The organism is Pantoea sp. JKS000250 (assembly GCF_003201065.1).
Taxonomy (GTDB): Bacteria; Pseudomonadota; Gammaproteobacteria; order Enterobacterales; family Enterobacteriaceae; genus Pantoea; species Pantoea vagans.
This window is the reverse complement of sequence record NZ_QICZ01000001.1, coordinates 1,022,842-1,049,541: the sequence shown is the minus strand read 5'-3', so window position 1 is coordinate 1,049,541 and position 26,700 is coordinate 1,022,842. Positions and strand designations below refer to the sequence as shown.

General features: G+C 55.3%; 19 protein-coding genes. 13 read left to right on the top strand and 6 right to left on the bottom strand.

The window, feature by feature from the left end; translation table 11 throughout:
- Positions 1–71: 71 nt before the first annotated feature.
- The 9 genes from nuoG (at position 72) to BY447_RS04935 (ending at position 10,800) form a co-directional block, all read left to right on the top strand.
- Entirely contained in the window at positions 72–2,795 is a 2,724-nt protein-coding gene (gene nuoG / locus BY447_RS04975; protein WP_110330676.1) for an NADH-quinone oxidoreductase subunit NuoG, read from the top strand.
- Complete coding sequence (nuoH, locus tag BY447_RS04970) at positions 2,792–3,769, top strand: NADH-quinone oxidoreductase subunit NuoH (RefSeq protein ID WP_003854240.1); 978 nt, start codon at positions 2,792–2,794, stop codon at positions 3,767–3,769. The genes nuoG and nuoH overlap by 4 nt, the downstream gene beginning before the upstream one ends.
- A gap of 11 nt (positions 3,770–3,780) precedes the next feature.
- On the top strand, positions 3,781–4,323 hold the full coding sequence (gene nuoI, locus BY447_RS04965) for an NADH-quinone oxidoreductase subunit NuoI (protein WP_003854239.1): 543 nt from the start codon (positions 3,781–3,783) through the stop codon (positions 4,321–4,323).
- Positions 4,324–4,333: 10 nt separating this feature from the next.
- On the top strand, positions 4,334–4,885 hold the full coding sequence (gene nuoJ, locus BY447_RS04960; RefSeq protein ID WP_003854237.1) for an NADH-quinone oxidoreductase subunit J: 552 nt from the start codon (positions 4,334–4,336) through the stop codon (positions 4,883–4,885).
- Positions 4,882–5,184: an NADH-quinone oxidoreductase subunit NuoK gene (gene nuoK / locus BY447_RS04955; protein ID WP_003854236.1), complete on the top strand. Its 303-nt coding sequence runs from the start codon at positions 4,882–4,884 to the stop codon at positions 5,182–5,184. Before nuoJ ends, nuoK begins: the two co-directional genes overlap by 4 nt.
- On the top strand, positions 5,181–7,016 hold the full coding sequence (nuoL, locus tag BY447_RS04950; protein ID WP_061063000.1) for an NADH-quinone oxidoreductase subunit L: 1,836 nt from the start codon (positions 5,181–5,183) through the stop codon (positions 7,014–7,016). Before nuoK ends, nuoL begins: the two co-directional genes overlap by 4 nt.
- Before the next feature lie 210 nt (positions 7,017–7,226).
- Positions 7,227–8,747: an NADH-quinone oxidoreductase subunit M gene (gene nuoM, locus BY447_RS04945; protein WP_033733363.1), complete on the top strand. Its 1,521-nt coding sequence runs from the start codon at positions 7,227–7,229 to the stop codon at positions 8,745–8,747.
- A 6-nt stretch (positions 8,748–8,753) separates the two neighbouring features.
- Positions 8,754–10,211: an NADH-quinone oxidoreductase subunit NuoN gene (gene nuoN, locus BY447_RS04940; protein WP_110330675.1), complete on the top strand. Its 1,458-nt coding sequence runs from the start codon at positions 8,754–8,756 to the stop codon at positions 10,209–10,211.
- A gap of 130 nt (positions 10,212–10,341) precedes the next feature.
- The gene (locus tag BY447_RS04935; RefSeq protein WP_110330674.1) at positions 10,342–10,800 is read left to right on the top strand and encodes a GNAT family N-acetyltransferase; all 459 of its coding nucleotides are present in this window, start codon (positions 10,342–10,344) and stop codon (positions 10,798–10,800) included.
- Positions 10,801–10,832: 32 nt separating this feature from the next.
- On the opposite strand, the gene BY447_RS04930 is transcribed toward BY447_RS04935, so the two are convergent.
- Complete coding sequence (locus BY447_RS04930) at positions 10,833–12,491, bottom strand: glucan biosynthesis protein D (protein ID WP_013358567.1); 1,659 nt, start codon at positions 12,489–12,491, stop codon at positions 10,833–10,835.
- A gap of 335 nt (positions 12,492–12,826) precedes the next feature.
- Between BY447_RS04930 and elaB the strand changes: the two genes are divergently transcribed.
- Together elaB and BY447_RS04920 are read left to right on the top strand one after the other, a co-directional pair.
- Complete coding sequence (gene elaB, locus BY447_RS04925; protein ID WP_013358566.1) at positions 12,827–13,138, top strand: stress response protein ElaB; 312 nt, start codon at positions 12,827–12,829, stop codon at positions 13,136–13,138.
- A 246-nt stretch (positions 13,139–13,384) separates the two neighbouring features.
- Entirely contained in the window at positions 13,385–14,581 is a 1,197-nt protein-coding gene (locus tag BY447_RS04920) for a nicotinamide mononucleotide deamidase-related protein YfaY (RefSeq protein ID WP_095706859.1), read from the top strand.
- Positions 14,582–14,855: 274 nt separating this feature from the next.
- On the opposite strand, the gene yfaE is transcribed toward BY447_RS04920, so the two are convergent.
- The 4 genes from yfaE to ubiG all read right to left on the bottom strand — a co-directional run bounded on the left by yfaE (position 14,856) and on the right by ubiG (position 19,860).
- On the bottom strand, positions 14,856–15,116 hold the full coding sequence (gene yfaE / locus BY447_RS04915; protein ID WP_013358564.1) for a class I ribonucleotide reductase maintenance protein YfaE: 261 nt from the start codon (positions 15,114–15,116) through the stop codon (positions 14,856–14,858).
- A 2-nt stretch (positions 15,117–15,118) separates the two neighbouring features.
- Positions 15,119–16,249: a class Ia ribonucleoside-diphosphate reductase subunit beta gene (gene nrdB / locus BY447_RS04910; RefSeq protein WP_110330673.1), complete on the bottom strand. Its 1,131-nt coding sequence runs from the start codon at positions 16,247–16,249 to the stop codon at positions 15,119–15,121.
- 72 nt (positions 16,250–16,321) lie between these two features.
- The gene (gene nrdA / locus BY447_RS04905; protein ID WP_013358562.1) at positions 16,322–18,607 is read right to left on the bottom strand and encodes a class 1a ribonucleoside-diphosphate reductase subunit alpha; all 2,286 of its coding nucleotides are present in this window, start codon (positions 18,605–18,607) and stop codon (positions 16,322–16,324) included.
- Positions 18,608–19,134: 527 nt separating this feature from the next.
- Positions 19,135–19,860, bottom strand: a complete 726-nt coding sequence (gene ubiG / locus BY447_RS04900) for a bifunctional 2-polyprenyl-6-hydroxyphenol methylase/3-demethylubiquinol 3-O-methyltransferase UbiG (protein WP_013358561.1) — start codon at positions 19,858–19,860, stop codon at positions 19,135–19,137.
- A 177-nt stretch (positions 19,861–20,037) separates the two neighbouring features.
- On the opposite strand from ubiG, the gene gyrA reads away from it, so the two are divergent.
- Positions 20,038–22,710, top strand: a complete 2,673-nt coding sequence (gene gyrA, locus BY447_RS04895) for a DNA topoisomerase (ATP-hydrolyzing) subunit A (protein ID WP_013358560.1) — start codon at positions 20,038–20,040, stop codon at positions 22,708–22,710.
- A 423-nt stretch (positions 22,711–23,133) separates the two neighbouring features.
- Positions 23,134–25,986 (top strand): two-component system sensor histidine kinase RcsC, encoded by a 2,853-nt coding sequence (gene rcsC, locus BY447_RS04890; protein WP_013358559.1) that lies wholly within the window; start codon positions 23,134–23,136, stop codon positions 25,984–25,986.
- Between the two features lie 63 nt (positions 25,987–26,049).
- Here rcsC and rcsB read toward each other — a convergent pair whose 3' ends face one another.
- A complete protein-coding gene (rcsB, locus tag BY447_RS04885; RefSeq protein ID WP_009089068.1) occupies positions 26,050–26,700 on the bottom strand; it encodes a response regulator transcription factor RcsB in 651 nt (216 codons plus the stop codon).

The window sequence follows — 26,700 nt, the reverse complement described above, 5'->3', positions numbered from 1 at the left end:
ACAATGTCGTGCGTCGGGGCAAGAATATGATTAACGCTCGTCTCTGACGAGCCTTACGGAAGCATGTCACTATGGCTACAATTCATGTAGACGGTAAAGAGTATGATGTGAACGGAGCGGACAACCTGCTACAGGCATGTCTCTCTCTGGGCCTTGATATTCCTTACTTTTGCTGGCATCCGGCGCTGGGAAGCGTTGGGGCCTGCCGCCAGTGTGCGGTAAAGCAATTCCAGAATGCCGAAGATACCCGCGGCCGTCTTGTCATGTCCTGCATGACGCCGGCCTCTGACGGCACATTCATCTCCATCGATGATGGCGAAGCGAAAGAGTTCCGCGAAAGCGTGGTGGAGTGGCTGATGACCAACCACCCGCACGACTGCCCGGTGTGTGAAGAGGGCGGTAACTGTCACCTGCAGGATATGACAGTCATGACCGGCCATAGCTTCCGCCGCTATCGCTTCACTAAGCGTACCCACCGTAATCAGGATCTCGGCCCGTTCATCTCCCATGAGATGAACCGCTGTATCGCCTGTTACCGCTGCGTGCGTTACTACAAAGATTATGCCGATGGCAAAGATCTGGGTGTCTACGGCGCGCACGACAACGTCTACTTTGGTCGCCCGGAAGATGGCACGCTGGAGAGCGAATTCTCCGGCAACCTGGTTGAAATCTGCCCGACCGGCGTCTTCACCGACAAAACCCACTCCGAACGCTATAACCGTAAATGGGATATGCAGTTTGCGCCGAGCATCTGCCAGCAGTGCAGCGTTGGCTGTAACACCAGCCCGGGTGAACGTTATGGTGAGTTACGCCGTATCGAAAACCGTTATAACGGCACTGTAAATCACTATTTCCTGTGTGACCGTGGCCGCTTTGGCTATGGCTACGTGAACCGTAAAGATCGCCCACGTCAGCCGATGCTGCTGCGCGGCAACGACTGGGTCACACTGAACGCAGAGCAGGCGGTTAACGCTGGTGCAGATTTGCTGCGTCAGGCGAAGAAAGTGATCGGTATCGGCTCGCCGCGCGCCAGTATTGAAAGTAACTTCGCCCTGCGTGAACTGGTGGGTGCAGAGAACTTCTCAACCGGCATGGCAGCGGGCGAACAGGCTCGTCTTGAACTGATGCTCAACGTCCTGCGCGAGGGCGGTATCTATACGCCATCGCTACGTGAAATTGAAAGCTACGATGCGGTGCTGGTGCTGGGTGAAGACCTGACACAGGTGGGCGCACGCGTGGCGCTCTCTGTGCGTCAGGCAGTGAAAGGCAAAGCGCGTGATATGGCCGCTGCGCAGAAAGTCGCAGACTGGCAGATCGCCGCCATCATGAACATCGGTCAGAACGCCAAACATCCGCTGTTTGTTACCCACGTTGATGAAACCCGTCTGGATGATATCGCGGCATGGAGCTATCGTGCGCCGGTTGAAGATCAGGCGCGCCTCGGCTTCGCTATCGCCAGTGCACTGGATGAGTCTGCACCTGCGGTCACCGATTTCGACAGCAAACTCAGCGGGAAAATGGATGTTGTCGTGCAGGCGCTGGCCGGCGCGAAAAAGCCCTTAATTATCTCCGGTACCCACTCAGGCAGCAGCGCAGTGATTGAAGCCGCGGCTAACGTGGCGAAAGCCCTGAAGGCACGCGGTGCAGATGTCGGCATTACTCTGCTGGCAGGTCACGCGAACAGCTTCGGCCTGGGCATGATTGGCGGCAATCCGCTGGAGCAGGCGCTGGAGCAGCTGAGCAACGGTGAAGCCGATGCGCTGGTGGTGCTGGAAAATGACCTTTATCGCCATGCGCCGAAAGCACTGGTAGATGCGGCACTGGCTCAGACCACTAACGTGATTGTGGTTGATCATCAGCGTACTGCAACGCTCGAGAAAGCGGGTCTGGTGTTATCTACCGCCAGCTTTGCTGAAAGTGATGGCACCTCGATTAACCATGAAGGCCGCGCTCAGCGCTTCTTCCAGGTTTACGACCCTGCCTATTACGACAACAACATTGTGATGCTGGAAAGCTGGCGCTGGCTGCACTCGCTGCACAGCACGCTGGAAAGTCGTCATGTGGACTGGACGCAGCTCGATCATGTGATCGATGCGGTAGTCACCCGTCTGCCACAGCTCGCGGGTATTAAAGAAGCCGCACCTGACGCCAGCTTCCGCATCCGTGGTCAGAAACTGTCACGCTCTCCGATCCGTGCCAGTGGACGTACTGCCGCGCGCGCGAATATCAGCGTTCATGAACCGCGTCAGCCGCAGGACCAGGACACGATGTTCGCCTTCTCAATGGAAGGTAACAATCAGCCCTCTGCACCGCGCTCACAGATTCCGTTTGCCTGGGCACCAGGCTGGAACTCACCGCAGGCGTGGAACAAGTTCCAGGCGGAAGTGGGCGGCAAATTGCGTCATGGCGATCCGGGCGTGCGCCTGTTTGAAGCCAGCGCAGGTGAGTTACCGTGGTTCACTACTGTACCAAAAGCCTTTGTCAGTGATGCGCAGTGGCGCGTGGCACCTTTATATCGGCTGTTCGGCAGCGAAGAGATGTCACAGCGTTCACCGGTCTTCCAGCAGCGCATGGCTGAGCCTGCGCTGGTGATTAACCCGGAGGATGCGGCAAAACTGGGCGTCAACAATGGCGCGGCGGTGGAGTTCAGCTGTGCCGGTGAGACAGTGCGTCTGCCGGTCCGTTTCTCGGCGTCACTGCAGGCGGGACAGATTGGTCTGCCGCTGGGTATGCCGGGCGTTCCACCATTCCTGGCGAACGGTAAAATCGACACTCTGCAGGAGGCGGCGCAATGAGCTGGTTAACACCGGACGTTATCGACATTCTGCTGGCCATTGTTAAAGCCATCGTGATTCTGCTGGTGGTGGTGGCCTGCGGCGCGTTCATGAGCTTCGCCGAGCGTCGTCTGCTCGGCCTGTTCCAGAACCGTTACGGGCCAAACCGCGTAGGCTGGGGCGGCTCGCTGCAGCTGGTGGCGGACATGATTAAAATGTTCTTCAAAGAGGACTGGGTCCCGCCGTTTACTGACCGCTTTATCTTTACCCTTGCGCCGGTTATCGCCTTTGTTTCACTGCTGCTGGCCTTTGCTATCGTGCCGGTTTCGCCCACCTGGATGGTAACAGACCTGAATATCGGTCTGCTGTTCTTCCTGATGATGGCGGGCCTTGCGGTCTACGCGGTGCTGTTTGCTGGCTGGTCGAGTAACAACAAATACTCGCTGCTGGGTGCGATGCGCGCCTCGGCGCAGACCCTGAGCTACGAAGTGTTCCTGGGTCTGTCGCTGATGGGTGTGGTAGCGCAGGCGGGCTCGTTCAATATGAACGATATCGTCAACAGCCAGACACATCTGTGGAACATCATTCCGCAGTTCTTCGGTTTTGTGACCTTCTGTATTGCGGGTGTGGCGGTGTGTCACCGTCATCCGTTTGACCAGCCAGAAGCGGAGCAGGAACTGGCGGACGGCTACCACATTGAATATGCCGGTATGAAGTTCGGCCTGTTCTTTGTCGGCGAATATGTAGCGATCACCACCGTTTCAGCGCTGATCGTAACGCTGTTCTTTGGTGGCTGGCATGGACCTTTCCTGCCGCCGTTCATCTGGTTCGCCCTGAAAACGGCGTTCTTTATGATGATGTTCATCCTGATCCGTGCTGCGCTTCCGCGTCCACGCTACGACCAGGTGCTGTCATTCGGCTGGAAAGTGTGTCTGCCGTTGACGCTGTTGAACCTGCTGGCGACTGCCGCAGTGATTCTCTACACAGCGCCGTAAGGGGTTAACAAATGACTTTGAAAGATATTGTCGTAGGTTTCGGCACGACAGTTCGCAGTATCTGGCTGATCGGGCTGCACGCCTTCGCCAAACGTGAAACGCAGATGTACCCGGAAGAGCCGGTTTATCTGCCACCGCGCTATCGTGGCCGTATCGTGTTAACCCGCGATCCGGACGGCCAGGAGCGTTGCGTTGCCTGCAACCTGTGTGCGGTTGCCTGTCCGGTTGGCTGTATTTCACTGCAGAAAGCCGAAACCAAAGATGGCCGCTGGTATCCGGAGTTCTTCCGCATCAACTTCTCACGCTGCATCTTCTGCGGCATGTGTGAGGAAGCCTGTCCGACCACGGCGATTCAGCTGACCCCGGATTTCGAACTGGGTGAGTTTAAGCGTCAGGATTTGGTGTATGAGAAGGACGATCTGCTGATTTCGGGGCCGGGTAAATATCCGGAGTACAACTTCTACCGCATGGCAGGTATGGCGATTGACGGTAAAGATAAGGGCGAAGCGGAAAACGAAGCCAAGCCTATCGACGTCAAAGGCTTATTACCTTAAGGAGCAAGGCATGGAATTTGCGTTTTACCTTTGCGGACTGGTGGCGGTGCTGACGACGTTGCGCGTCATTACCCACACTAATCCGGTACATGCGTTGCTGTACCTGATCGTTTCGCTGTTGTCGATTGCGGGCGTCTTCTTCTCGATGGGGGCCTATTTTGCCGGTGCCCTGGAGATCATCGTCTACGCCGGGGCCATCATGGTGCTGTTCGTCTTCGTGGTCATGATGCTGAACCTGGGCAAACAGACCGAGAAGCAGGAGCGTGAGTGGCTCAGTCCGTCGCTATGGATTGGACCGGGCATCGTTTCATTACTGCTGCTGGTGGTAATGATCTACGCCATCCTGACAGCCAATGACCAGGGCATTGATGGCACCATCATCGACGCCAAAGCGGTCGGCATCAGTCTGTTTGGTCCTTACGTGCTGGCGGTTGAACTGGCTTCGATGCTGCTGCTGGCGGGTCTGGTCGTGGCGTTCCATATCGGTCGTGAAGAGCGTCAGGGCGAAGTCCTGAGTAACCGTAATGCTGACGCCGCTCAGGTGAAAAAGGAGAACGCATGATCCCGTTACAACATGGATTGATTCTTGCTGCCGTGCTGTTTGTCCTTGGACTGACGTCGCTGGTGATACGCCGCAATCTGCTGTTTATGCTGATCGGCCTTGAAATCATGATCAACGCCGCCGCTTTAGCTCTGGTGGTTGCCGGGAGCTACTGGGGTCAGGCCGATGGACAGGTGATGTATATCCTGGCTATCAGCCTGGCGGCAGCGGAAGCCAGTATTGGTCTGGCACTGCTGCTTCAGCTCTATCGTCGTCGTCAGACGCTGAACATTGATACTGTGAGCGAGATGCGCGGATGAATCTTCTCTATTTAACTGTCTTGTTTCCGCTGATCGGCTTTCTGCTGTTAGCGTTTTCCCGCGGTCGCTGGTCAGAGAACCTGTCGGCCACGGTGGGTATGGGATCGGTGGGTCTGGCAGCACTGACGACGGCGTTGATCGGTTTCGAGTTCTTCGCCAGTGGTCAGCAAGCTTATACTCAGTCACTCTGGACCTGGATGCATGTCGGCAACTTCGATATGAAGGTGAACCTGACGCTGGATGGCCTGTCGCTGACCATGCTGTCGGTGGTCACCGGCGTCGGCTTCTTCATTCACATGTTCGCCTCCTGGTACATGCGTGGAGAAGAGGGCTACTCCCGTTTCTTCGCCTATACCAACCTGTTTATCGCCAGCATGGTGGTTCTGGTGCTGGCCGATAACCTGATGCTGATGTATCTGGGCTGGGAAGGGGTAGGGCTCTGTTCTTATCTGCTGATCGGTTTCTACTACAGCAATCCGGAAAACGGCAAAGCGGCGATGAAAGCCTTCATCATCACCCGTGTCGGCGACGTCTTCCTGGCATTCGGTCTGTTCATTCTCTACAACGAGCTGGGCACGCTGAATTTCCGCGAGATGATGGAACTGGCTCCGGCGCACTTTGCCGCAGACAACCATATGCTGCAGTGGGCAACGCTGATGCTGCTGGGTGGCGCGGTCGGTAAATCGGCACAGCTGCCGTTACAGACCTGGCTGGCCGATGCGATGGCCGGTCCGACACCGGTTTCGGCGCTGATCCACGCCGCGACCATGGTGACGGCGGGTGTTTACCTGATTGCCCGCAGCCACGGTCTCTTCCTGCTGACGCCAGAAGTGCTGCATCTGGTCGGCATCATTGGGGCAATTACCCTGGTGCTGGCAGGCTTTGCTGCGCTGGTGCAGACCGACATCAAACGTGTTCTCGCATACTCCACCATGAGCCAGATTGGCTATATGTTCCTGGCGCTGGGCGTTCAGGCGTGGGATGCGGCGATTTTCCATCTGATGACGCACGCCTTCTTTAAAGCATTACTGTTCCTCTCCTCGGGTTCAGTGATTCTGGCCTGCCATCACGAACAGAACATCTTCAAAATGGGTGGCCTGCGTAAGAGCATTCCGCTGGTCTATACCTGCTTCCTGGTCGGTGGCGCGGCGCTGGCGGCACTGCCGCTGATTACGGCGGGCTTCTACAGTAAAGATGAAATTCTGTTTGGTGCGCTGGCTAACGGTCACATCAATCTGATGGTAGCGGGTCTGGTCGGGGCGTTCCTGACCTCTATCTATACCTTCCGCATGATCTTCATCGTGTTCCATGGCGAAGAGAAAATTCATGCACACGCCGGTAAAGGCATTACCCATCATCTGCCGCTGATTGTGCTGCTGCTGCTCTCCACCTTTATTGGTGCGCTGATTACGCCACCGCTGGCGGGTGTACTGCCAGCCAATGAGTTCGGTGAAGCGGGCAAAGTGGGACTGGAAATCACCTCGGGCGTGGTCGCGATTGTCGGCATTCTGATCGCTGCCGCACTGTGGCTGGGCAAACGTGAGCTGGTTACCCGTATCGCAAACAGTGCACCAGGCCGCTTCTTCGGCACCTGGTGGTTTGCGGCCTGGGGCTTCGACTGGCTCTACGATAAAGTGTTCGTCAAACCTTATCTGGGTATTGCGTGGCTGCTGAAGCGCGACCCACTGAATGGTCTGATGAACCTGCCTGCGCTGCTGTCACGCATTGCCAACAAAGGTCTGGTGGTCAGTGAAAATGGCTACCTGCGCTGGTACGTGGCGTCAATGAGCGTGGGTGCCGTGCTGGTGCTGGCTCTGCTGCTGGTGATTTAAAGATTGATGAGCGGGGCAGGTTAGTTAATCTGCCCATTGAGAATGTCAAAAATTGTCCTGAGCAAGGGCGTTATCGTCGCAGCCAGTTTGGTTACCGCCAGCGCGCAGCAACCGGAGCATACCGAGGTATGTGAGGATTGCGAGCACTGCCGGGAATCAAAATGGCAAGTAAGATAGCCCGAACTAAGACAAAGAAAAGGGAAGTGTGCCGTGTTATTACCTTGGCTAATTATCATACCCTTCGTCGGCGGTCTGATCTGCTGGCTCACTGAGCGCCTTGGCGCGAAGGTGCCACGCTGGATCGCGCTGATCACCATGGGGCTGACGTTGGCGCTTTCACTGCAACTCTGGTTGCAGGGAGGCTATTCACTGACGCAGGCAGCGGGCATTCCGCAGTGGCAGTCAAGTTTCTCCGTTCCGTGGATCCCACGCTTCGGCATTAGCTTCCATTTAGCCATCGATGGCCTTTCGCTGCTGATGGTGGTGCTGACCGGTCTGCTCGGTCTGATGGCGGTGCTCTGTTCCTGGAATGAGATTTCAAAGTATCAGGGCTTCTTCCATCTGAATCTGATGTGGATCCTGGGCGGCGTAATCGGTGTGTTCCTCTCCATCGACCTGTTCCTGTTCTTCTTCTTCTGGGAAATGATGCTGGTGCCGATGTACTTCCTCATCGCGCTCTGGGGTCATAAAGCATCGGACGGTAAAACCCGTATCTCCGCCGCGACCAAATTCTTCATCTATACCCAGGCTTCGGGTCTGGTGATGCTGATTGCGATTCTGGGCCTGGTGTTTGTTCACTACAACGCGACCGGCGTCTGGACATTCAACTACGAACAGCTGCTGCAGACGCCAATGTCGAGCGGGGTTGAATATCTTCTGATGCTGGGCTTCTTTATCGCCTTTGCGGTCAAGATGCCGGTAGTACCGTTGCACGGCTGGCTGCCGGATGCGCACAGTCAGGCTCCAACGGCCGGTTCTGTTGACCTGGCGGGTATCCTGCTGAAAACCGCGGCTTACGGCTTACTCCGTTTCAGCCTGCCGCTGTTCCCGAACGCGTCAGCCGAGTTTGCGCCGATTGCCATGTGGTTAGGCATCATCGGTATCTTCTACGGTGCCTGGATGGCCTTCTCGCAGACCGACATCAAACGTCTGATTGCCTATACCTCGATTTCGCACATGGGCTTTGTGCTGATTGCCATCTACACCGGCAGCCAGCTGGCGCTGCAGGGTGCAGTGATCCAGATGATTGCACACGGTCTGTCCGCTGCGGCACTCTTCATTCTGTGTGGTCAGCTGTATGAGCGTCTGCATACCCGTGATATGCGTCAGATGGGTGGCCTGTGGTCGCGCATCAAATGGATTCCGGGCCTGTCGCTGTTCTTTGCGGTTGCCAACCTCGGTATGCCGGGCACCGGTAACTTCGTCGGCGAATTTATGATTCTGACCGGCAGCTTCCAGGTGGTGCCGATGATTATTGTCATCGCAACCTTTGGTCTGGTGTTCGCCTCCGTCTACTCGCTGGTGATGATGCAGCGCGCTTACTACGGCGAAGCGAAATCTAAAGATCCGCTGCCAGGCATGTCACCGCGTGAGTTTATGACCATCGGTGTTCTGGTGGTGCTGCTGGTGCTGCTGGGCGTCTATCCACAGCCGATTCTGGATACTTCGCACGCTGCCATGAGCAATATTCAGCAGTGGTTTACCGCTTCAATTTCAACTACAAGGCCGTAATTCGCCATGACAATAACTCCTCACCAATTGATTGCGTTGCTACCGCTGTTAATCGTCGGATTGACGGTGGTGGTTGTGATGCTGTCCATTGCCTGGCGACGCAACCACTTCGTTAACGCCACGCTAACGGTAGTTGGCCTGAACCTGGCGCTGCTCTCGCTCTACTTTGTCGGTCAGGTCGGGGCAATGGATGTCACGCCGCTGCTGCGCGTCGATGGCTATTCGATGTTCTATACCGCGCTGGTAATGCTGGCGAGTCTGGCGACCTGTACCTTTGCCTATCCATGGCTGGCGGGTTACCCGGACAACAAAGATGAGTTCTACCTGCTGGTGCTGATTGCGGCGCTGGGTGGCATCGTGCTGGCCAGTGCTAACCATCTGGCTTCGCTGTTCATCGGCATTGAGCTGTTGTCGCTGCCGCTGTTTGGTCTGATTGGTTACGCTTTCCGCCAGAAACGCTCGCTGGAAGCGGCGCTGAAATACACCATTCTTTCTGCGGCGGCCTCATCGTTCCTGCTGTTTGGCATTGCGCTGATCTACGCTGATTCCGGTAACCTGAGCTTCGTTGCGCTGGGTCAGAGCCTGACAGACAGCATGATCCACGAGCCACTGCTGCTGGTGGGTCTGGGCATGATGATCATCGGTCTGGGCTTCAAGCTGTCGTTGGTTCCGTTCCACCTCTGGACGCCCGATGTTTATCAGGGGGCGCCTGCACCGGTTTCAACCTTCCTGGCCACCGCCAGCAAGATTGCCATCTTCGGTGTCATCATGCGTCTGTTTATGTACGCACCAGTGACCGACAGCGAAGCGGTGCGAACGGTACTGGCCATGATCGCGTTTGTGTCGATTCTGTTCGGTAACCTGATGGCGATTTCGCAGAGCAACATCAAGCGTCTGCTGGGTTACTCCTCTATCGCCCATCTCGGTTATCTGCTGGTCGCGCTGATTGCGGTGAAAGATCATCAGCTGTCGCTGGAAACCTCGGGTGTTTACCTGGCGGGTTATCTGTTCAGCAGCCTGGGTGCCTTTGGTGTGGTGAGCCTGATGTCCAGCCCGTATCGTGGCCCGGATGCCGACTCGCTCTACTCCTATCGTGGCCTGTTCTGGCATCGTCCTATCCTGTCTGCGGTCATGACGGTGATGATGTTGTCGCTGGCAGGTATCCCGATGACGCTGGGCTTTATCGGTAAATTCTACGTTATCGCGTCAGGTGTCAGTGCTCACCTGTGGTGGCTGACCGGTGCCGTGGTCGCGGGCAGCGCGATTGGCCTCTATTACTATCTGCGCGTGACGGTCAGTCTCTACCTCAGCCCGCCGGAACTGCATACCCGTGACACCCCGGCTAACTGGGCATTTACGGCCGGTGGTGTGGTCGTGCTGATCTCCGCCATTCTGGTGCTGCTGTTAGGGGTTTACCCGCAGCCGCTGATCAAACTGGTGCAGATGGCTCAGCCGCTGATGTAAGCAGGTATCTGCAACTGATGAATCAGGCCTCCGGGCCTGATTTTTTTTACCTTTAAGACGAGGTAACCCTGCCGATGCTGGATGGCGACACCGTTCTGATGTAGCGTGTTGTGATTAGCAAGGAGAGACCATGAACATTGACTGGCAGGATAAACACCATAGCGAACTCACCGCCCGGGAACTTTATGACTTACTGGCATTGCGCAGTGCCGTGTTCGTCGTGGAACAGCAGTGCGCGTATCAGGATGTGGATGGCAAAGATTTGCAGGCAGGAAACCGGCATCTGCTGGGGATAGCGGATGGCCAGTTGGTGGCCTATGCGCGACTTCTCTCGCCGGAAGATAAGACCAGCCCGGTAAAAATCGGACGGGTGATTGTGTCCGATCGGGTGCGTGGTGCGCGGCTGGGCAGCCGTCTGATGGAGAAGGCGATCAGCCGTTGTCAGCTGCACTGGCCGGGTCACGATCTGTTTCTCTCCGCTCAGGCACATCTGGAAAATTTTTACGGGCAGTATGGCTTTGTGGCGTCAGGGGAGAGCTACCTGGAAGATGGCATTCCGCATATTGATATGGTGAAAACTGCGCTATAAAAAAGGCGAGGCCTGAGCCTCGCCTGTTTCCATCAACCCACCGTCATCTGACGGTCATCGACATATTTGCGCTGATCCGGCGCAGGCGGGAAATACTGATAAAGCCACGTTTCACTCAGCGTCTCATCCTTGCTACGCAGGAACAGACGCATTTCCACCGGCTGAGTGGAATCACTGTTCGGATACCAGTCAAACAGAATGCGGTATCCCTTCAGCGGATCGACATACAGAATTTCAACCTGCTTCACGCTGCCGGATGAGACAGTAATCACCGGCTCAATGCCTTTCGGCGCGGCAGCCTGCAGATCACCACCAATAAAATCGATGGCGAAGCGACGGCACCAGGTTTCAGGGAAGTGCTCGCCAGGCGCCCAGCCTTCCGGGAAGCCACCGATACCGGTACGGGTGGCATCCACACGCGCCAGACCGCTTCGCACTGGCGGCAGACCACTCCAGTAGAGTTTGTAGGAGAAGTTCAGCTCACTACCCGCTTTGACCGGTTCCGCCGGTTGCCAGAAGCAGACGATGTTATCCAGCGTTTCACCCGTGGTTGGGATCTCCATCAGGTTGATCGCGCCTTTGCCCCACTTGCCGACCGGCTCAACCCACAGGCTCGGACGTTTGTCATACCAGCCAATCACATCCTGGTAATCTTTGAAGTCGTGATTCAGCTGCAGCAGGCCAAAGCCACGTGGATTCTCATCTTCATAGGCGTTGAACTGCAGACGCTGCGGATTATTCAGCGGGCGGGCAATCCATTCGCCTTTACCGGTCCACATTGCCAGACGATCGGAGTCGTGGATCTGTGGATGGTAAGTGTTGCACATGCGACGTTCGTTGGTGCCACAGCTAAACATGCTGGTCATTGGCGAGATGCCGATCTGACGGATCTCTTTACGGGCAAACAGGTGGTTTTCTACTTCCATCACCACGCGTTTCTCTTCGCAATGAATGATGAACTTATAAGCACCGGTAAGGCTGGCACCATCCAGCAGGGCGTAACAGGTGAAAGTGGTATCTTCCGCTTTTGGCGTTTCAAACCAGAAGGCGGTGAAGTCCGGGAACTCTTCCTGACCGTTGCTGAAAGTGTTAATCGCCACGCCACGCGCCGAGAGACCGTACTGGAAGGTATCGTCAACGGCACGGAAGTAGCTTGCGCCGAGGAAAGAGACGATGTCGCGACGGGCCAGCTCCGGCTTTTTAAAGGCGCGGAAACCGGCGAAGCCGAGGTCAGTTTTGCCCTCCAGCTGCTTTGTATCCACGTGGGCGTTGTTGTAGTTGAACAGCTCGGGGCGGAAATGAATTTCGCGCGCCTCGCGGCTTGCGCCGTCAACAGAGAACATACGGATGCGACGCTTAAAGCCCATACCAACATGGAAGAACTGCACATCCAGTTGACGGTCAGGCAGGTTATTCCACAGCGAGTGGTTAGCGTCATACTGAATTTCGTTGTACGCCTGCGGGGTCAGTGTAGCCAGCGTCTCGGGCAGCGCGCCTGGTGCACCGCCCCAGGGTTTTTTAGCCAGCGCGGCCGCGTTTTTCTTCAGTACGTCAAAATCGAAGCGTACGGCGGTTCCGTCAGCAATGCCATCTTCTGCCCATGCGGATTGCGCAAACAGCGTTGACAGGCCGGTCATGCCGCTGACGGCGGAGAAGGCCATTGACGCTTTCATAAACATTCTTCGATTCATGCCAGAGATCATTCCTTAGCTGTTCGAGGGTGTCGTGACTGTTGTGCCAAATGCACTTTTATGGCCCGATAATCACAGGCAACAGAGGGGTACGACAGTAGGGTTACTGGAAAATTCAGTCCCGACAAAATTTATCAGATTAATCAAAGAAGCGAAGCGAAATTCGGCGGTTGCCGTGGCGTCTTACACTTCTTTGCTCAGTGAAACGGTGCACCGCCTGAGCTGAGCAACTTTAGCAGATGAAAAATCAGGTGATTCCTGGATCAGGAAAACAGCAGAGCGCCAGATTATGACTATAGTTAATGAACTGCTTTGCAATTCACACGGAGGAAACGATGGTAAACCAGACAAATCAATTCGAAACGAACCTCGATGACGATATTGCGTTACTGACCGAAACGCTGGAAGAAGTGCTTAAGGCATCAGGCGATCCGGCCGATCAGAAATACATTGAGCTCAAAAGCAAAGCCGAACAGGCGCTGAACGATGTGAAATCCCGTGTCAGCCAGGCGTCAGATAGCTATTACTATCGCGCTAAGCAGGCGGCTTACCGCGCTGACGATTACGTGCATGAAAAACCGTGGCAGGGCGTCGGTATTGGCGCAACTGCCGGTCTGGTGCTCGGTCTGCTGCTGGCCCGTCGCTAATCGCGACCTGCTCATTCAGATGTAGCAGACAACTGCAGTAAAAAAACGGCGGGGAAATCCCGCCGTTTTTGTTGACTTCTTACTGCCCTGAATTCACTCATCTGCGCCATTGAATCCCGCTCAACCCTTTGACATTTAAGCGCAACGTGCTGCCTTAGCCGCAACAATCACAATCGCTGGTCATGCCGATTGTGTTTCCCGGGTGGACTTCATACAGTGAAGCAAACGTGAAAAGGAGAATCCGACGTGATTAGAGTAGAGATGCTGTCAACCGGGGATGAGGTGCTGCATGGCCAAATCGTCGACACCAATGCAGCCTGGCTGGCGGATATGCTGTTCCAGCAGGGTTTGCCCATGACCAGTCGCACCACGGTAGGGGATTCACTCGAGTCGCTGATCGCTACGCTGCAGGCGCGCAGTCATGAAGCCGATGTGCTGATCGTCAACGGCGGTCTGGGGCCAACCAGTGACGATCTGAGTGCGCTGGCTGCAGCCCGCGCCTGTGGGGTTGAACTGGCGATGCAGCAGGAGTGGCTGGAGCAGATGGAAGCCTGGTTCGCCAGCCGTGGACGGGTGATGGCGGCCAGCAATCGCAAGCAGGCTGAAATCCCGGCCAATGCGGAGCTGATTGATAATCCGGTCGGAACCGCCTGTGGCTTTGCCCTGCAACTTAATCGCTGCTGGATGTTCTTCACGCCTGGCGTGCCGTCTGAATTTAAAGTGATGGTGGAGCAACAGATCATTCCGCGTCTGAAAACAAAATTCTCGCCGCCCGAACCGCCGGTTTGTCTGCGGCTGACCACCTTTGGTCGCGGTGAAAGTGATATAGCCGCCGAACTGGAGCCACTCGCCCTGCCGGAAGGGGTGGTGATGGGGTATCGCTCATCGATGCCAATCATCGAGATCAAGCTTACCGGTCCGGCCAGCCAGCGGGTGGCGATGGAGCAGGTGTGGCAGCAGGTGCGTCTGCTTCTGGCGGAGTGCACCATTTTTGAAGGCACCGAAGGTCTGCCGGCACTGCTGGCCCGCGAGCTGGAGCAGCGCGGTGAACAACTGGCGGTCAGCGAGCAATACACCGCCGGTCTGCTTTACTGGCAACTGGCGGCCGCCAGCGTGCCGTTGCGTGGCGCGGACATCCTGCCTGCCCGGCAGGAGACGCTGGAGCAGCAGGTGAGCCGCACCCGCGATCTTGCCGCGCAGCAGCAGGCAGCGCTGGCACTCTCTGTTGGCAGCCTGGAACAGGAAGAGATTTCGGTGGCGTTGCATACGCCAGAGGGCAGTTTTGGTCAGCGCGTGAAGTTCAGCACCGGTCGCTATAACCTTGAAACGCGGCAGAAGGTGGTGGCGATGATGGCGATGAACATGCTGCGTCGCTGGTTGCACGGCAGTGAAGTCAGCACCGGTCACGGCTGGATTGATGTGGTTGAAACTGTCAGACAGTAATGTCAGTGAAAATAAAACGGGCGCCTGAGGCGCCCGTTTTACTTCAGAATGCTGACCAGTTTAGCCTTGGTGGCTTTCAGACCGAGCCTGCGAAGGGAACACGGTCAGATCGGAAAGACGCAAAACCCGTCATCCCTGACCTGCTCTACCCACGCCATCCATGGCGTGGGACGCTTTCCTCTTCTGACCGTGTTCCCTGCGCTTCTGGCTGATCAATTGCTGTCAGGTTCACCCGCATTTGACCTGGGCAGCAATCTGACGAACGCCGCCTCAGTTATAACTCAAGCTCAATCTCGCCTTTAGCTTTGCAGCAGCAGGGCAGGATCTCATCCTGCTGCACAAAGGCCAGCGGCCGCTGTGGGTAATGCACTTCGCCTTTCAGCAGCCGCATCCGGCAGGAGCCGCAGTAACCTTCGCGGCACTGAAACTCCACGCAGAGATTGTTGGCTTCCAGCAGCGTCAGCAGGTTAGTGTGCTCGTCTGTGCATTCCAGCCGGGTGCCGGAAGTGCGCAGAATAACAACGTCACGGCTCATGATTAAAGCTGGAAGTCGTCGAAGTCGTTAGCGCCCACTTCAGAGTCGATCTGACCGACCAGATAAGAGCTCACTTCCACTTCCTGCGGCGCAACCTGCACGTTGTCAGACACCAGCCAGGAGTTGATCCATGGAATCGGGTTAGAGCGCGTCTGGAAGGGCAGATCAAGACCCACCGCCTGCATACGGATATTGGTGATGTACTCAATGTACTGGCAGAGAATGTCTTTGTTCAGGCCGATCATCGAGCCGCCGCTGAACAAATATTCTGCCCACTCTTTCTCCTGCAGCGCCGCCTTCTTAAATAGCTCAAAGCACTCTTCACGGCACTCTGCCGCAATCTCTTTCATTTCCGGATCGTCTTCACCGCTGCGCAGCAGGTTCAGCATGTGCTGGGTGCCGGTCAGGTGCAGCGCTTCATCGCGGGCGATCAGCTTGATGATTTTGGCGTTGCCTTCCATCAGCTCGCGCTCAGCGAAAGCGAAGGAACAGGCGAAGCTGACATAGAAACGGATCGCTTCCAGCGCGTTGACGCTCATCAGACAGATATAAAGCTGCTTCTTCAGGGCGCGCAGGCTGACCACAACCTCTTTATCGTTGACCTGATGGGTGCCTTCGCCCAGCTGATGCCAGTAGTTAGTCATCTCGATCAGATCGTCGTAATAGCGTGAGATATCCTGGGCACGCGCCAGAATCTGCTCATTGGTGACGATGTCGTCAAACACCACCGCCGGATCGTTCACGATGTTACGGATGATATGGGTGTAAGAACGGGAGTGAATCGTCTCAGAGAACGCCCAGGTTTCAATCCAGGTTTCCAGTTCAGGAATGGAAATCAGCGGCAGCAGGGCAACGTTCGGGCTGCGACCCTGAATCGAATCCAGCAGCGTCTGATACTTCAGGTTACTGATGAAGATATGCTTTTCGTGGTCCGGCAGCGCCTGGTAGTCGATACGGTCGCGCGAGACGTCCACCTCTTCCGGACGCCAGAAGAAGGAGAGCTGCTTTTCGATCAGCTTTTCAAAGATGTCATATTTCTGCTGGTCAAAGCGCGCCACGTTGACTGACTGACCGAAAAACATCGGCTCTTTCAGCTGATCATTTTTGTTCTGTGAGAAAGTGGAGTAAGCCATAAAAGTTGTCCAAAAGTAGACGAAGCCAGGCCTCGTGAAATGAATGAGGCGGGAGAATCTCCCGCCTGACCATTAGATCTTACAGGCGCCGCTTTCGCAGCCATCATCCTGGATAGAAGGGGCCAGGTCATCCTGCGCATCTTCCGCACCGTCACGGGTGTTCTGATAGTAGAGCGTTTTCACGCCGAACTTGTACGCCGTCAGCAGATCTTTCAGCAGCTGTTTCATCGGCACTTTGCCGTTGGCAAAGCGTGACGGATCGTAGTTGGTGTTGGACGAAATCGCCTGGTCGATGAATTTCTGCATCAGACCCACCAGTTGCAGGTAGCCGTCGTTGTTCGGCATTTCCCACAGCAGCTCGTACTGATCTTTCAGACGCTCATACTCCGGCACTACCTGACGCAGGATGCCATCTTTCGATGCTTTGATGCTGATGTGGCCACGTGGCGGCTCAATGCCATTAGTGGCATTGGAGATCTGCGACGAGGTCTCAGACGGCATCAGCGCAGACAGGGTCGAGTTGCGCAGGCCGTGCGTTTTAATCTCTTCACGCAGACTCTCCCAGTCGAGATGCAGCGGTTCGTTGCTGATCGCGTCCAGGTCTTTCTTGTAGGTGTCGATTGGCAGAATGCCCTGCGCATAGGTGGTTTCATTGAACCACGGGCAGGCACCTTGCTCTTTTGCCAGCTCGTTTGACGCTTTCAACAGGTAGTACTGAATCGCTTCAAAGGTTTTGTGGGTCAGGCCATTAGCACTGCCATCGGAGTAGCGCACACCGTGCTTCGCCAGATAGTAGGCGTAGTTGATGACGCCGATACCCAGGGTACGACGACCCATGGCACCACGCTGGGCAGCCGGAATCGGGTAATCCTGATAGTCGAGCAGGGCATCCAGTGCACGCACCGCCAGGGTAGCCAGCTCTTCCAGATCGTCCAGGCTTTCGATGGCACCGAGGTTAAACGCAGAAAGCGTACAAAGCGCGATCTCACCGTTTTCGTCGTTAACATCTTCCAGCGGTTTGGTCGGCAGGGCGATTTCCAGGCAGAGGTTAGACTGGCGAACCGGCGCGATGCGCGGATCAAACGGGCTGTGGGTGTTGCAGTGATCGACGTTCTGAATGTAGATACGGCCAGTTGAAGCACGTTCCTGCATCATCAGCGAGAAGAGATCGACCGCTTTAACACGCTGCTGGCGGATGCTCTTATCCTGCTCATATTTGGTGTAGAGACGCTCAAACTCATCCTGATCGGCGAAGAACGCATCATAGAGGCCAGGCACGTCAGACGGACTGAACAGAGTAATGTCTTCGCCTTTCAGCAGGCGCTGATACATCAGCTTGTTGAGCTGAACGCCGTAGTCCATGTGACGCACGCGGTTGCCTTCAACGCCACGGTTGTTTTTCAGCACCAGCAGGCTTTCGATTTCCAGATGCCACATCGGGTAGAACAGCGTCGCTGCGCCGCCACGTACGCCACCCTGAGAACAGGACTTCACTGCGGTCTGGAAATGCTTATAGAACGGGATACAGCCGGTGTGGAACGCTTCACCACCGCGAATCGGGCTGCCCAGCGCACGGATACGACCGGCGTTGATGCCGATACCGGCACGCTGAGAGACATATTTCACAATCGCACTGGAGGTGGCGTTGATGGAGTCCAGGCTATCGCCGCACTCGATCAGCACACAGGAGCTGAACTGACGTGTCGGGGTACGCACGCCCGACATGATTGGCGTCGGCAGCGAGATTTTAAACGTGGAGATCGCATCATAGAAACGCTTGATGTAATCCATACGCGTGTCGCGCGGGTAGCCAGAGAACAGGCAGGCAGCAACCAGAATGTAGAGGAACTGCGCGCTCTCGTAGATTTCACCCGAGACGCGGTTCTGGACCAGATATTTGCCTTCCAGCTGCTTCACCGCGGCGTAGGAGAAGTTCATGTCACGCCAGTGGTCGAGGAATTCGTCCATCTGTGCGAACTCTTCCTGGCTGTAATCTTCCAGCAGGTGGCGATCGTATTTGCCCATGTCGACCATCTTAACGACCTGGTCATAAAGCTTCGGCGGCTCAAACTGACCATACGCTTTTTTGCGCAGGTGGAAGATCGCCAGGCGGGCAGCCAGGTACTGATAGTCAGGGGCATCGCGAGAGATGAGGTCTGCTGCGGCCTTGATGATGGTCTCATGAATGTCAGAGGTTCTGATGCCATCATAGAACTGAATGTGGGAGCGCAGCTCCACCTGTGAAACTGAGACGTTGTTCAGCCCTTCAGCTGCCCAGTCCAGCACACGGTGAATTTTGTCGAGGTCAATGCGCTCCTGGCGGCCATCGCGTTTAGTAACGAGCAGACTCTGGTTCATGTCGCGTTTTTACCTTTGCGTGAGTATCCAAAAATTAAAAGAAATCCCGGCTTATGCACAGCATATTCATTGTGAATAATGTGTGGATAAACACTACATCTTGGGGGTGATGGGAAGTACCATAACTACATGGGGGCTTATTTTAGTATTTTACGGCCGCTTAACAAGAGCAAAAAATGATGGATAGAGGGGTTGTATTTTTGGCGAAAATTCTTAGGCCATGCCTTGTAAGGCCTGGCAACATGTCAACCAGATCACACTTTTTTTTCTAACTTTGATCGGACGCGTATTTCTTATTCAATCCTTCCTTTTCGGCCCTGCAGGGGAGGAAAAAAGGCGAAAAGAGACTACCTGCCCGGGGCGTTGCCAGATGGCGCGGACTGAAATCTGAGGCAGAAGAGAGTGGGTGTGACGTAACCCACTGGCAGATAACACTATGCCTCTGTTGCGGATGATTTCGGGGTCAGCAGGCGATGAAAAGCGGAAAGGGAAGAGCAAGCCCGCCCTGATTCAGGCGGGCCAATCACTTATACCGCGCGATGCGTGTGCACCATATAATTGACATCCGTACCCGGGGCCAGTTTGAAGCGGTTGGTCACAGGATTGTAGTGCAGGCCGATGATATTACGTTCACGTAGCGTCGTTTCATCGACCCAGCCCAGCAGTTCGGAAGGGCGGATGAATTTCTTCACGTCATGCGTACCGCGTGGCAGCATGCGGAGCACATATTCTGCGCCAAAGATCGCCAGCAGCCAGGCTTTAGGGTTGCGGTTCAGCGTTGAGAAAAAGACTTCGCCGCCGGGTTTGACCAGTTTCGCACAGGCGTGAATCACCGAGCGCGGATCCGGCACATGCTCCAGCATCTCCATGCAGGTCACCACATCATATTTTCCGGCGTGCTGTTCGGCATGCTCTTCAACGGTCTGCTGTACGTAGTCCAGCGTCACGCCGCTCTCAAGGGCATGCAGGCGTGCCACGGCCAGCGGTTCAGCGCCCATATCCAGGCCCGTCACCACTGCGCCTTCACGCGCCATGCTTTCCGCTAAAATGCCGCCGCCGCATCCCACGTCGAGCACGGTTTTACCAAATAAACCGTTGCTGTGCTGCGCGATATAGCCCAGGCGCAGCGGGTTGATGCGGTGCAGAGGTTTAAATTCACCCTCCAGATCCCACCAGCGCGAGGCCACCGCCTCAAACTTGGCAATTTCCTGCGCATCGACGTTCTGCTGATGATTCTGCGGTTGTGCATTCATTGAATCGTAACTCCTGACAAAATGTGCCCACAGTATAAACGCTTAACCGCGGATGGCACACCTTTCAGGCGTAAGGAAAAGCGGGCGATATCGGTGGTTAACGTTCACCCGGGCATTGCAGTGTGATATACTTTCGCACCTTTAAAATCCGGGATTAAGTAGAGGGATAGCGGCTCCATGAGCGACCTTGCGAGAGAAATTACACCGGTCAATATCGAAGAAGAATTAAAAAATTCTTACCTCGGTTACGCCATGTCGGTCATCGTTGGCCGAGCTTTACCCGATGTGCGTGATGGCCTGAAGCCGGTTCATCGTCGCGTACTCTATGCGATGAGCGTACTGGGTAACGACTGGAACAAACCCTATAAAAAATCTGCCCGCGTTGTCGGTGACGTTATCGGTAAATATCACCCGCATGGTGATTCTGCCGTTTACGATACCATTGTACGTATGGCCCAGCCTTTCTCCCTGCGTTACATGCTGGTGGACGGACAAGGCAACTTCGGTTCCATCGACGGCGACTCCGCTGCAGCGATGCGTTATACCGAAATTCGCATGTCGAAAATCGCCCACGACCTGTTAGCTGACCTGGAAAAAGAGACCGTCGATTTCGTACCGAACTATGACGGCACTGAGCAGATCCCTGAAGTTCTGCCAACCAAAATCCCTAACCTGCTGGTGAACGGTTCGTCCGGTATCGCCGTGGGTATGGCAACCAACATTCCACCGCACAACCTGCGTGAAGTGATCAACGGCTGCCTGGCGTACATTGAAGATGAGAACATCAGCATTGAAGCGCTGATGGAGCACATTCCGGGGCCTGATTTCCCGACCGCCGCCATTATCAATGGTCGCCGTGGCATCGAAGAAGCGTACCGCACCGGACGCGGCAAGATTTACATTCGCGCGCGTGGCGAAGTGGAAGCCGATGCGAAAACGGGCCGCGAGACCATCATCATTCATGAGCTGCCGTATCAGGTGAACAAAGCCCGCCTGATTGAGAAGATTGCGGAGCTGGTGAAAGAGAAGCGTGTCGAAGGCATCAGCGCACTGCGCGATGAGTCTGATAAAGACGGCATGCGCATCGTGATTGAGATCAAGCGTGATGCGGTCGGTGAAGTGGTCCTGAATAATCTCTATTCACTGACACAGCTGCAGACCTCGTTTGGTATCAATATGGTGGCGCTGCATCAGGGCCAGCCGAAGATTATGGCGCTGAAGGAGATTCTGGACGCCTTCGTTCGCCATCGTCGTGAAGTCGTAACGCGTCGTACCATCTTTGAACTGCGCAAGGCCCGTGACCGCGCGCATATCCTGGAAGGTCTGGCGATTGCGCTGGCGAATATCGATCCGATCATCGAACTAATTCGTCGTGCGCCAAACCCGGCAGAAGCGAAAGCGGGTCTGATTGCCCAGGCGTGGGATCTCGGTAACGTGTCAGCGATGCTGGAGCGTGCCGGTGATGACGCCGCGCGTCCTGAGTGGCTGGATCCGCAGTACGGTATCCGTGATGGGCAGTACTATCTGACAGAGCAGCAGGCTCAGGCGATTCTGGATCTGCGTCTGCAGAAACTGACCGGCCTTGAGCACGAGAAGCTGCTGGATGAGTATAAGGCGCTGCTGGAGCAGATCGCTGAGTTGCTGCACATTCTGTCGAGCGCTGAGCGTCTGATGGAAGTGATCCGCGAAGAGCTGGAGCTGATGCGCGATCAGTTTGGTGACGATCGTCGTACCGAGATCACCGCAAACACCGCCGATATTAATATCGAAGACCTGATCAATCAGGAAGATGTTGTCGTGACCTTGTCGCATCAGGGCTATGTGAAGTATCAGCCGCTGAGCGACTATGAAGCGCAGCGTCGTGGTGGTAAAGGCAAGTCAGCCGCGCGTATCAAAGAAGAGGACTTCATTGATCGTCTGCTGGTGGCCAATACCCATGACACGATTCTTTGCTTCTCAAGCCGTGGCCGTCTGTACTGGATGAAGGTTTATCAGCTGCCGGAAGCAAGTCGTGGCGCGCGTGGACGTCCAATCGTCAACCTGCTGCCGCTGGAAGCTAACGAGCGTATTACGGCGATTCTGCCGGTACGTGAGTATACCGAAGGCTTCAATATCTTTATGGCGACCGCGCTGGGTACCGTGAAGAAGACGGCGCTTAAAGAGTTCAGCCGTCCACGCAGCGCCGGTATTATTGCCGTGAATCTGCGTGATGACGATGAGCTGATCGGCGTGGCGCTGACTAATGGCAACGATGAAGCGATGTTGTTCTCCGCAGCCGGTAAAGTGGTTCGCTTTGCAGAGTCCGCAGTTCGTGCCATGGGTCGTACCGCTTCTGGCGTGCGCGGCATCAGGCTGGCTGAAGGCGATCGTGTGGTGTCGCTGATTGTGCCGCGTGAAGAAGGTGCCATTATGACCGTGACGCAGAATGGTTACGGTAAGCGTACGGCCAACAGCGAATACCCGACGAAGTCGCGTGCGACGCAGGGTGTTATCTCAATCAAAGTGACCGAGCGTAATGGTCCGGTGATTGGCGCGGTTCAGGTTGTCGATGGCGATCAGATTATGATGATCACCGATGCCGGTACGCTGGTGCGTACCCGCGTGTCAGAAGTGAGCGTCGTGGGTCGTAATACCCAGGGTGTGATTCTGATTCGTACCGCTGAGGATGAGAACGTCGTCGGACTGCAGCGTGTTGCCGAGCCGGTTGAAGAGGAAGAGCTGGATTCAATCGACGGCAGCGTGGCGGAAGGTGAAGATGATATTGCGCCGGAAGCTGAGATCGACGATGAAGAGATTGCACCGGAAGCGGATGCTGAAGACGAAGACGACGCAGCAGAAGACGAAGAGTAATTTGTCTGAAGTGAGCTGAGGTTCGTTGCAGAAACGGCAGGTCAGGGGAAACCCGGCCTGCCGTTTTTTTTGAGGTCGGGTGTGGGTGGCTGTGAGTCGGGAGCCGACGAAAGACCCGCTATGCCCGATCGCAAAGGATTCCCGCATCCCTGCGGATCGGCCACGCCATCCGTGGCGTGGACGCTTTGCTCTTCGGGCATAGCCAGCCTTTCTCGCTGGGATTACGGTGTCGCTTTGAGTTCTTACGGGCAGGCCTGTACGCAAGCCTTCCTGTTCACTGATAGCTGGCTGCTTTCGCTATCTTAAAAGATTCCCAAACCTTCCGCTAAGCCTGCGGCTGGCTGGCTTTTTTCGCCTGATAAAGCTAGTGTATGGGCATTAAAAATCGATGATGCGACTAACCTTGCCAACTGCGAGTTACCTTTGAAATATCCTGTCTCTTTCCGCACTACGCTTCGCATCTCGCGCTATCTTTTCCGCGCGCTGGCGCTGCTAATCTGGACGCTGGGCGCTGTTCTGACGGCGTTTTACATCATCAGCGTGCTGCACAATAAAGAGACGCAGGTCCGGCAGGAGTTCGCCAGCAACTACGGCACGATTCAGTGGTATGTGCGCCATTCGGCGGACATGATGCGTGAGCTGAAATATATCACCGAGAACCGCCTGACCAACGCCAGCAGTGGTCTGGATGTGCTGACCGGCATGATGCCGGGCAAAACTACGCAGCCGCAGTTTACGCCACTCTTTTCGGATGGCGACTGTACTTCAATGAGCAATACCTGGCGCAACTCGCTCGATTCCCTCAGCTACTACATCAATTACTGGAAGAGCAACTTCGCCTCGTCATATGAGCTTAATCGGGTGTTCTTTATCGGTGGCGAGAGTCAGTGTCTGGCGGACTTTACCATTGGCAGCAGTAATGCCGATCGGGAACGCAGCCTGAAATCGCTGCGTGAGAATGTACTGCGCTATCGCAATAGCAGCGAAGAAGATCGCCGCAATCCAATGTACTGGATCAATAGCAGTGCGCAGCCCGGCGTCGGCACCTTCTATATGGTAGTGCCGGTTTATGTCGCCAATAAGTTACAGGCGCTGCTGGGTGTTGAGCAGAACATCCGGCTGGATGAGTTTATTCAGCCGGGCAGCCTGCCGATTATTGCGTCTATTACCGACGAAAATTACCGTCCACTGCTTAACTCGCGGCGCGGCGGGCTGGGCTTCTCGCTGGATAATCTGCCGGATGATAAAACCTGGTTTGGTTATCTGAATGGGTATCGTCAGCTGGTGCTGAAGAAACCGCTGCCGCCGTCCGATCTTAACGTGGTGTGGTCGATACCCACCGACGTCATGGTGGATCAGCTTAAGCTGATGATTATCAATGCGCTGCTGCTTAATATTTTCAGCGCCGTGATCCTGTTTACTCTCGCATGGGTGTTTGAGCGACGGATGTTCCTGCCGGCGGAGGAGAATGCGCACCGGCTGGAAGAGCATGAGCAGTTTAACCGTAAGATTGTTGCCTCTGCGCCGGTCGGGATCTGTATCTTACGTACCAGCGACGGCACCAATATTCTGAGTAACGAGCTGGCGCACAACTATCTGACGTTGCTGACGCAGGAAGATCGTCTGAGACTGAATGAGATTATTGGCGGGCAGCAGGTCAACTTTGTCGATGTGCTGACCGGCAGTAATACTAACCTGCAGATCAGCTTTGTGCATTCGCGCTATCGTAATGAGAACGTGGCGATTTGCGTGCTGGTCGATGTTTCGGCGCGCGTACGAATGGAGCAGTCTCTGCAGGAGATGGCCCACGCGGCAGAGCAGGCCAGCCAGTCTAAATCGATGTTCCTGGCTACCGTCAGTCACGAGCTGCGCACGCCGCTGTATGGCATTATCGGTAATCTCGACCTGTTACAGACCAAAGAGCTGCCCAGCGGCATCGACTCGCTGGTGACGGCGATGAACAACTCCTCCAGCCTGCTGCTGAAGATTATCAGCGATATTCTCGACTTCTCGAAAATTGAGTCCGAGCAGCTGAAAATCGAGCCACGTCCGTTTGCACCGCGCGAAATCGTCACCCACATCGTCGGCAACTATCTGTCGCTGGTGGTGAAGAAGCGGCTGACGCTCTACTGCTTTATCGAACATGATGTGCCGCAGGTGCTGGACGGCGATCCGCTGCGTCTGCAGCAGGTGATCTCGAACCTGCTGAATAACGCGATTAAGTTCACGCACACCGGCTGTATTATCCTCCACGCCTGGGTTGCCGAAGGCTATCTGGCCTTCCGCGTCCGTGATACCGGCGTCGGCATCCCGGCGAAAGAGCTGCCACGTCTGTTTGATCCTTTCTTCCAGGTAGGCAGTGGCGTGCAGCGTAATTTCCAGGGCACCGGGCTGGGACTGGCGATCTGTGAAAAGCTGATCAATATGATGGACGGTGACATTGAAGTTGACTCAGAGCCAGGCATGGGTAGCCAGTTCATCGTCCGTATTCCGATCTACAAAGGGCAGAAGCCGTCACTGATGCTGCTCGAGGATTTGAAAGAGAACAAAGTCTGGCTGGCGATGCGTAACGACTATCTTGCGGAGTTTATTACCCGCCAGATTCAGCAGCAGGGCATTGAGGTCGCGGAATATAATGGTAAGCCGGGTCACGACGATGTGGTGATGACCGATTACGACCTGGAAATCGACTTACCGCTGCGGGCGCTGATCACCTTCGATGGCTCGCATGTGGATATGCCGCGTGAACGTCAGCCGGGACGCTGGATCCACTCAACAGCCACGCTGCACGAGGTGCCGGCGCTGCTGGCGCGCATCTACCGTATTTCGCTGGGCCACGATGCGGCGGATGCGTTGCTGCTAGCCGCGCCGGTCGAAGAGAAAGTGCATAACGATGACATCATGGTGCTGATTGTCGATGACCATCCGATTAACCGCATGCTGCTGTCGGAACAGCTTGGCACGCTGGGCTATCAGGTGAAAACCGCGCAGGATGGCGTTGATGCGCTTAACGTGCTGAGTCGTAATGAAATCGACATCGTGCTGACTGATGTGAACATGCCAAACATGGATGGTTATCGCCTGACGCAGCGGTTGCGTCAGCTGGGCCATCTCTTCCCGGTCGTCGGCGTGACGGCGAATGCGCTGGCGGAAGAGAAACAGCGTTGTATGGATGCGGGCATGGATAACTGCCTGTCAAAACCGGTGACGCTGGATGTGTTGAAAGTGACGCTGGCCATCTATGCTGATCGGGTGCGCAAAACGCGGATAGGATAGGGCAGGATAAAGCAGGATAGGGCAGAGGTAAGGCGGTGCAGGCTGCACCGCCTCAGAAGTAACTTAGTCTCTTTCGACCTGAGTCTGGCTGACAGACGACAGGTAGTTCAGCAGCGCGATATCATTATCCACGCCCAGTTTCATCATCGCTGATTTCTTCTGGCTACTGATCGTTTTGATACTGCGGTTCAGTTTCTTGGCGATTTCCGTTACCAGGAAACCTTCAGCGAACAGACGCAGTACTTCGCTCTCTTTTGGTGACAGACGCTTGTCGCCATAACCACCTGCGCTGATCTTCTCCAGCAGTTTCGCAACGCTTTCCGGCGTATATTTCTTGCCTTTCTGCAGTGCAGCCAGTGCTTTCGGCAGATCGGTAGGCGCGCCCTGTTTCAGGACAATCCCTTCGATATCGAGATCAAGCACAGAACTCAGAATCGCCGGGTTGTTGTTCATGGTCAGAACAATAATCGACAGATCCGGATAGTGGCGTTTAATGTATTTAATCAGCGTAATGCCATCGCCATATTTCTCACCTGGCATTGAGAGGTCGGTGATCAGGACGTTAGCATCAAGCTTGGACAGATTATTGATCAGTGCTGTTGAGTCTTCGAACTCACCTACAACGTTGACCCATTCAATTTGTTCCAGAGACTTTCGGATACCGAAAAGGACAATTGGATGGTCATCGGCAATAATTACGTTTAAGTTATTCAT

Coding starts and splice junctions, on each gene's coding strand:
- BY447_RS04935 (WP_110330674.1), top strand. CDS start 10,342: ATGAACATTGACTGGCAGGATAAACACCATAGCGAACTCACCGCCCGG.
- yfaE (WP_013358564.1), bottom strand. CDS start 15,116: ATGAGCCGTGACGTTGTTATTCTGCGCACTTCCGGCACCCGGCTGGAA.
- nuoG (WP_110330676.1), top strand. CDS start 72: ATGGCTACAATTCATGTAGACGGTAAAGAGTATGATGTGAACGGAGCG.
- elaB (WP_013358566.1), top strand. CDS start 12,827: ATGGTAAACCAGACAAATCAATTCGAAACGAACCTCGATGACGATATT.
- nuoL (WP_061063000.1), top strand. CDS start 5,181: ATGAATCTTCTCTATTTAACTGTCTTGTTTCCGCTGATCGGCTTTCTG.
- nuoI (WP_003854239.1), top strand. CDS start 3,781: ATGACTTTGAAAGATATTGTCGTAGGTTTCGGCACGACAGTTCGCAGT.
- gyrA (WP_013358560.1), top strand. CDS start 20,038: ATGAGCGACCTTGCGAGAGAAATTACACCGGTCAATATCGAAGAAGAA.
- nuoN (WP_110330675.1), top strand. CDS start 8,754: ATGACAATAACTCCTCACCAATTGATTGCGTTGCTACCGCTGTTAATC.
- nuoH (WP_003854240.1), top strand. CDS start 2,792: ATGAGCTGGTTAACACCGGACGTTATCGACATTCTGCTGGCCATTGTT.
- BY447_RS04930 (WP_013358567.1), bottom strand. CDS start 12,491: ATGAATCGAAGAATGTTTATGAAAGCGTCAATGGCCTTCTCCGCCGTC.
- rcsB (WP_009089068.1), bottom strand. CDS start 26,700: ATGAATAACTTAAACGTAATTATTGCCGATGACCATCCAATTGTCCTT.
- nrdA (WP_013358562.1), bottom strand. CDS start 18,607: ATGAACCAGAGTCTGCTCGTTACTAAACGCGATGGCCGCCAGGAGCGC.
- nuoJ (WP_003854237.1), top strand. CDS start 4,334: ATGGAATTTGCGTTTTACCTTTGCGGACTGGTGGCGGTGCTGACGACG.
- nuoK (WP_003854236.1), top strand. CDS start 4,882: ATGATCCCGTTACAACATGGATTGATTCTTGCTGCCGTGCTGTTTGTC.
- ubiG (WP_013358561.1), bottom strand. CDS start 19,860: ATGAATGCACAACCGCAGAATCATCAGCAGAACGTCGATGCGCAGGAA.
- nrdB (WP_110330673.1), bottom strand. CDS start 16,249: ATGGCTTACTCCACTTTCTCACAGAACAAAAATGATCAGCTGAAAGAG.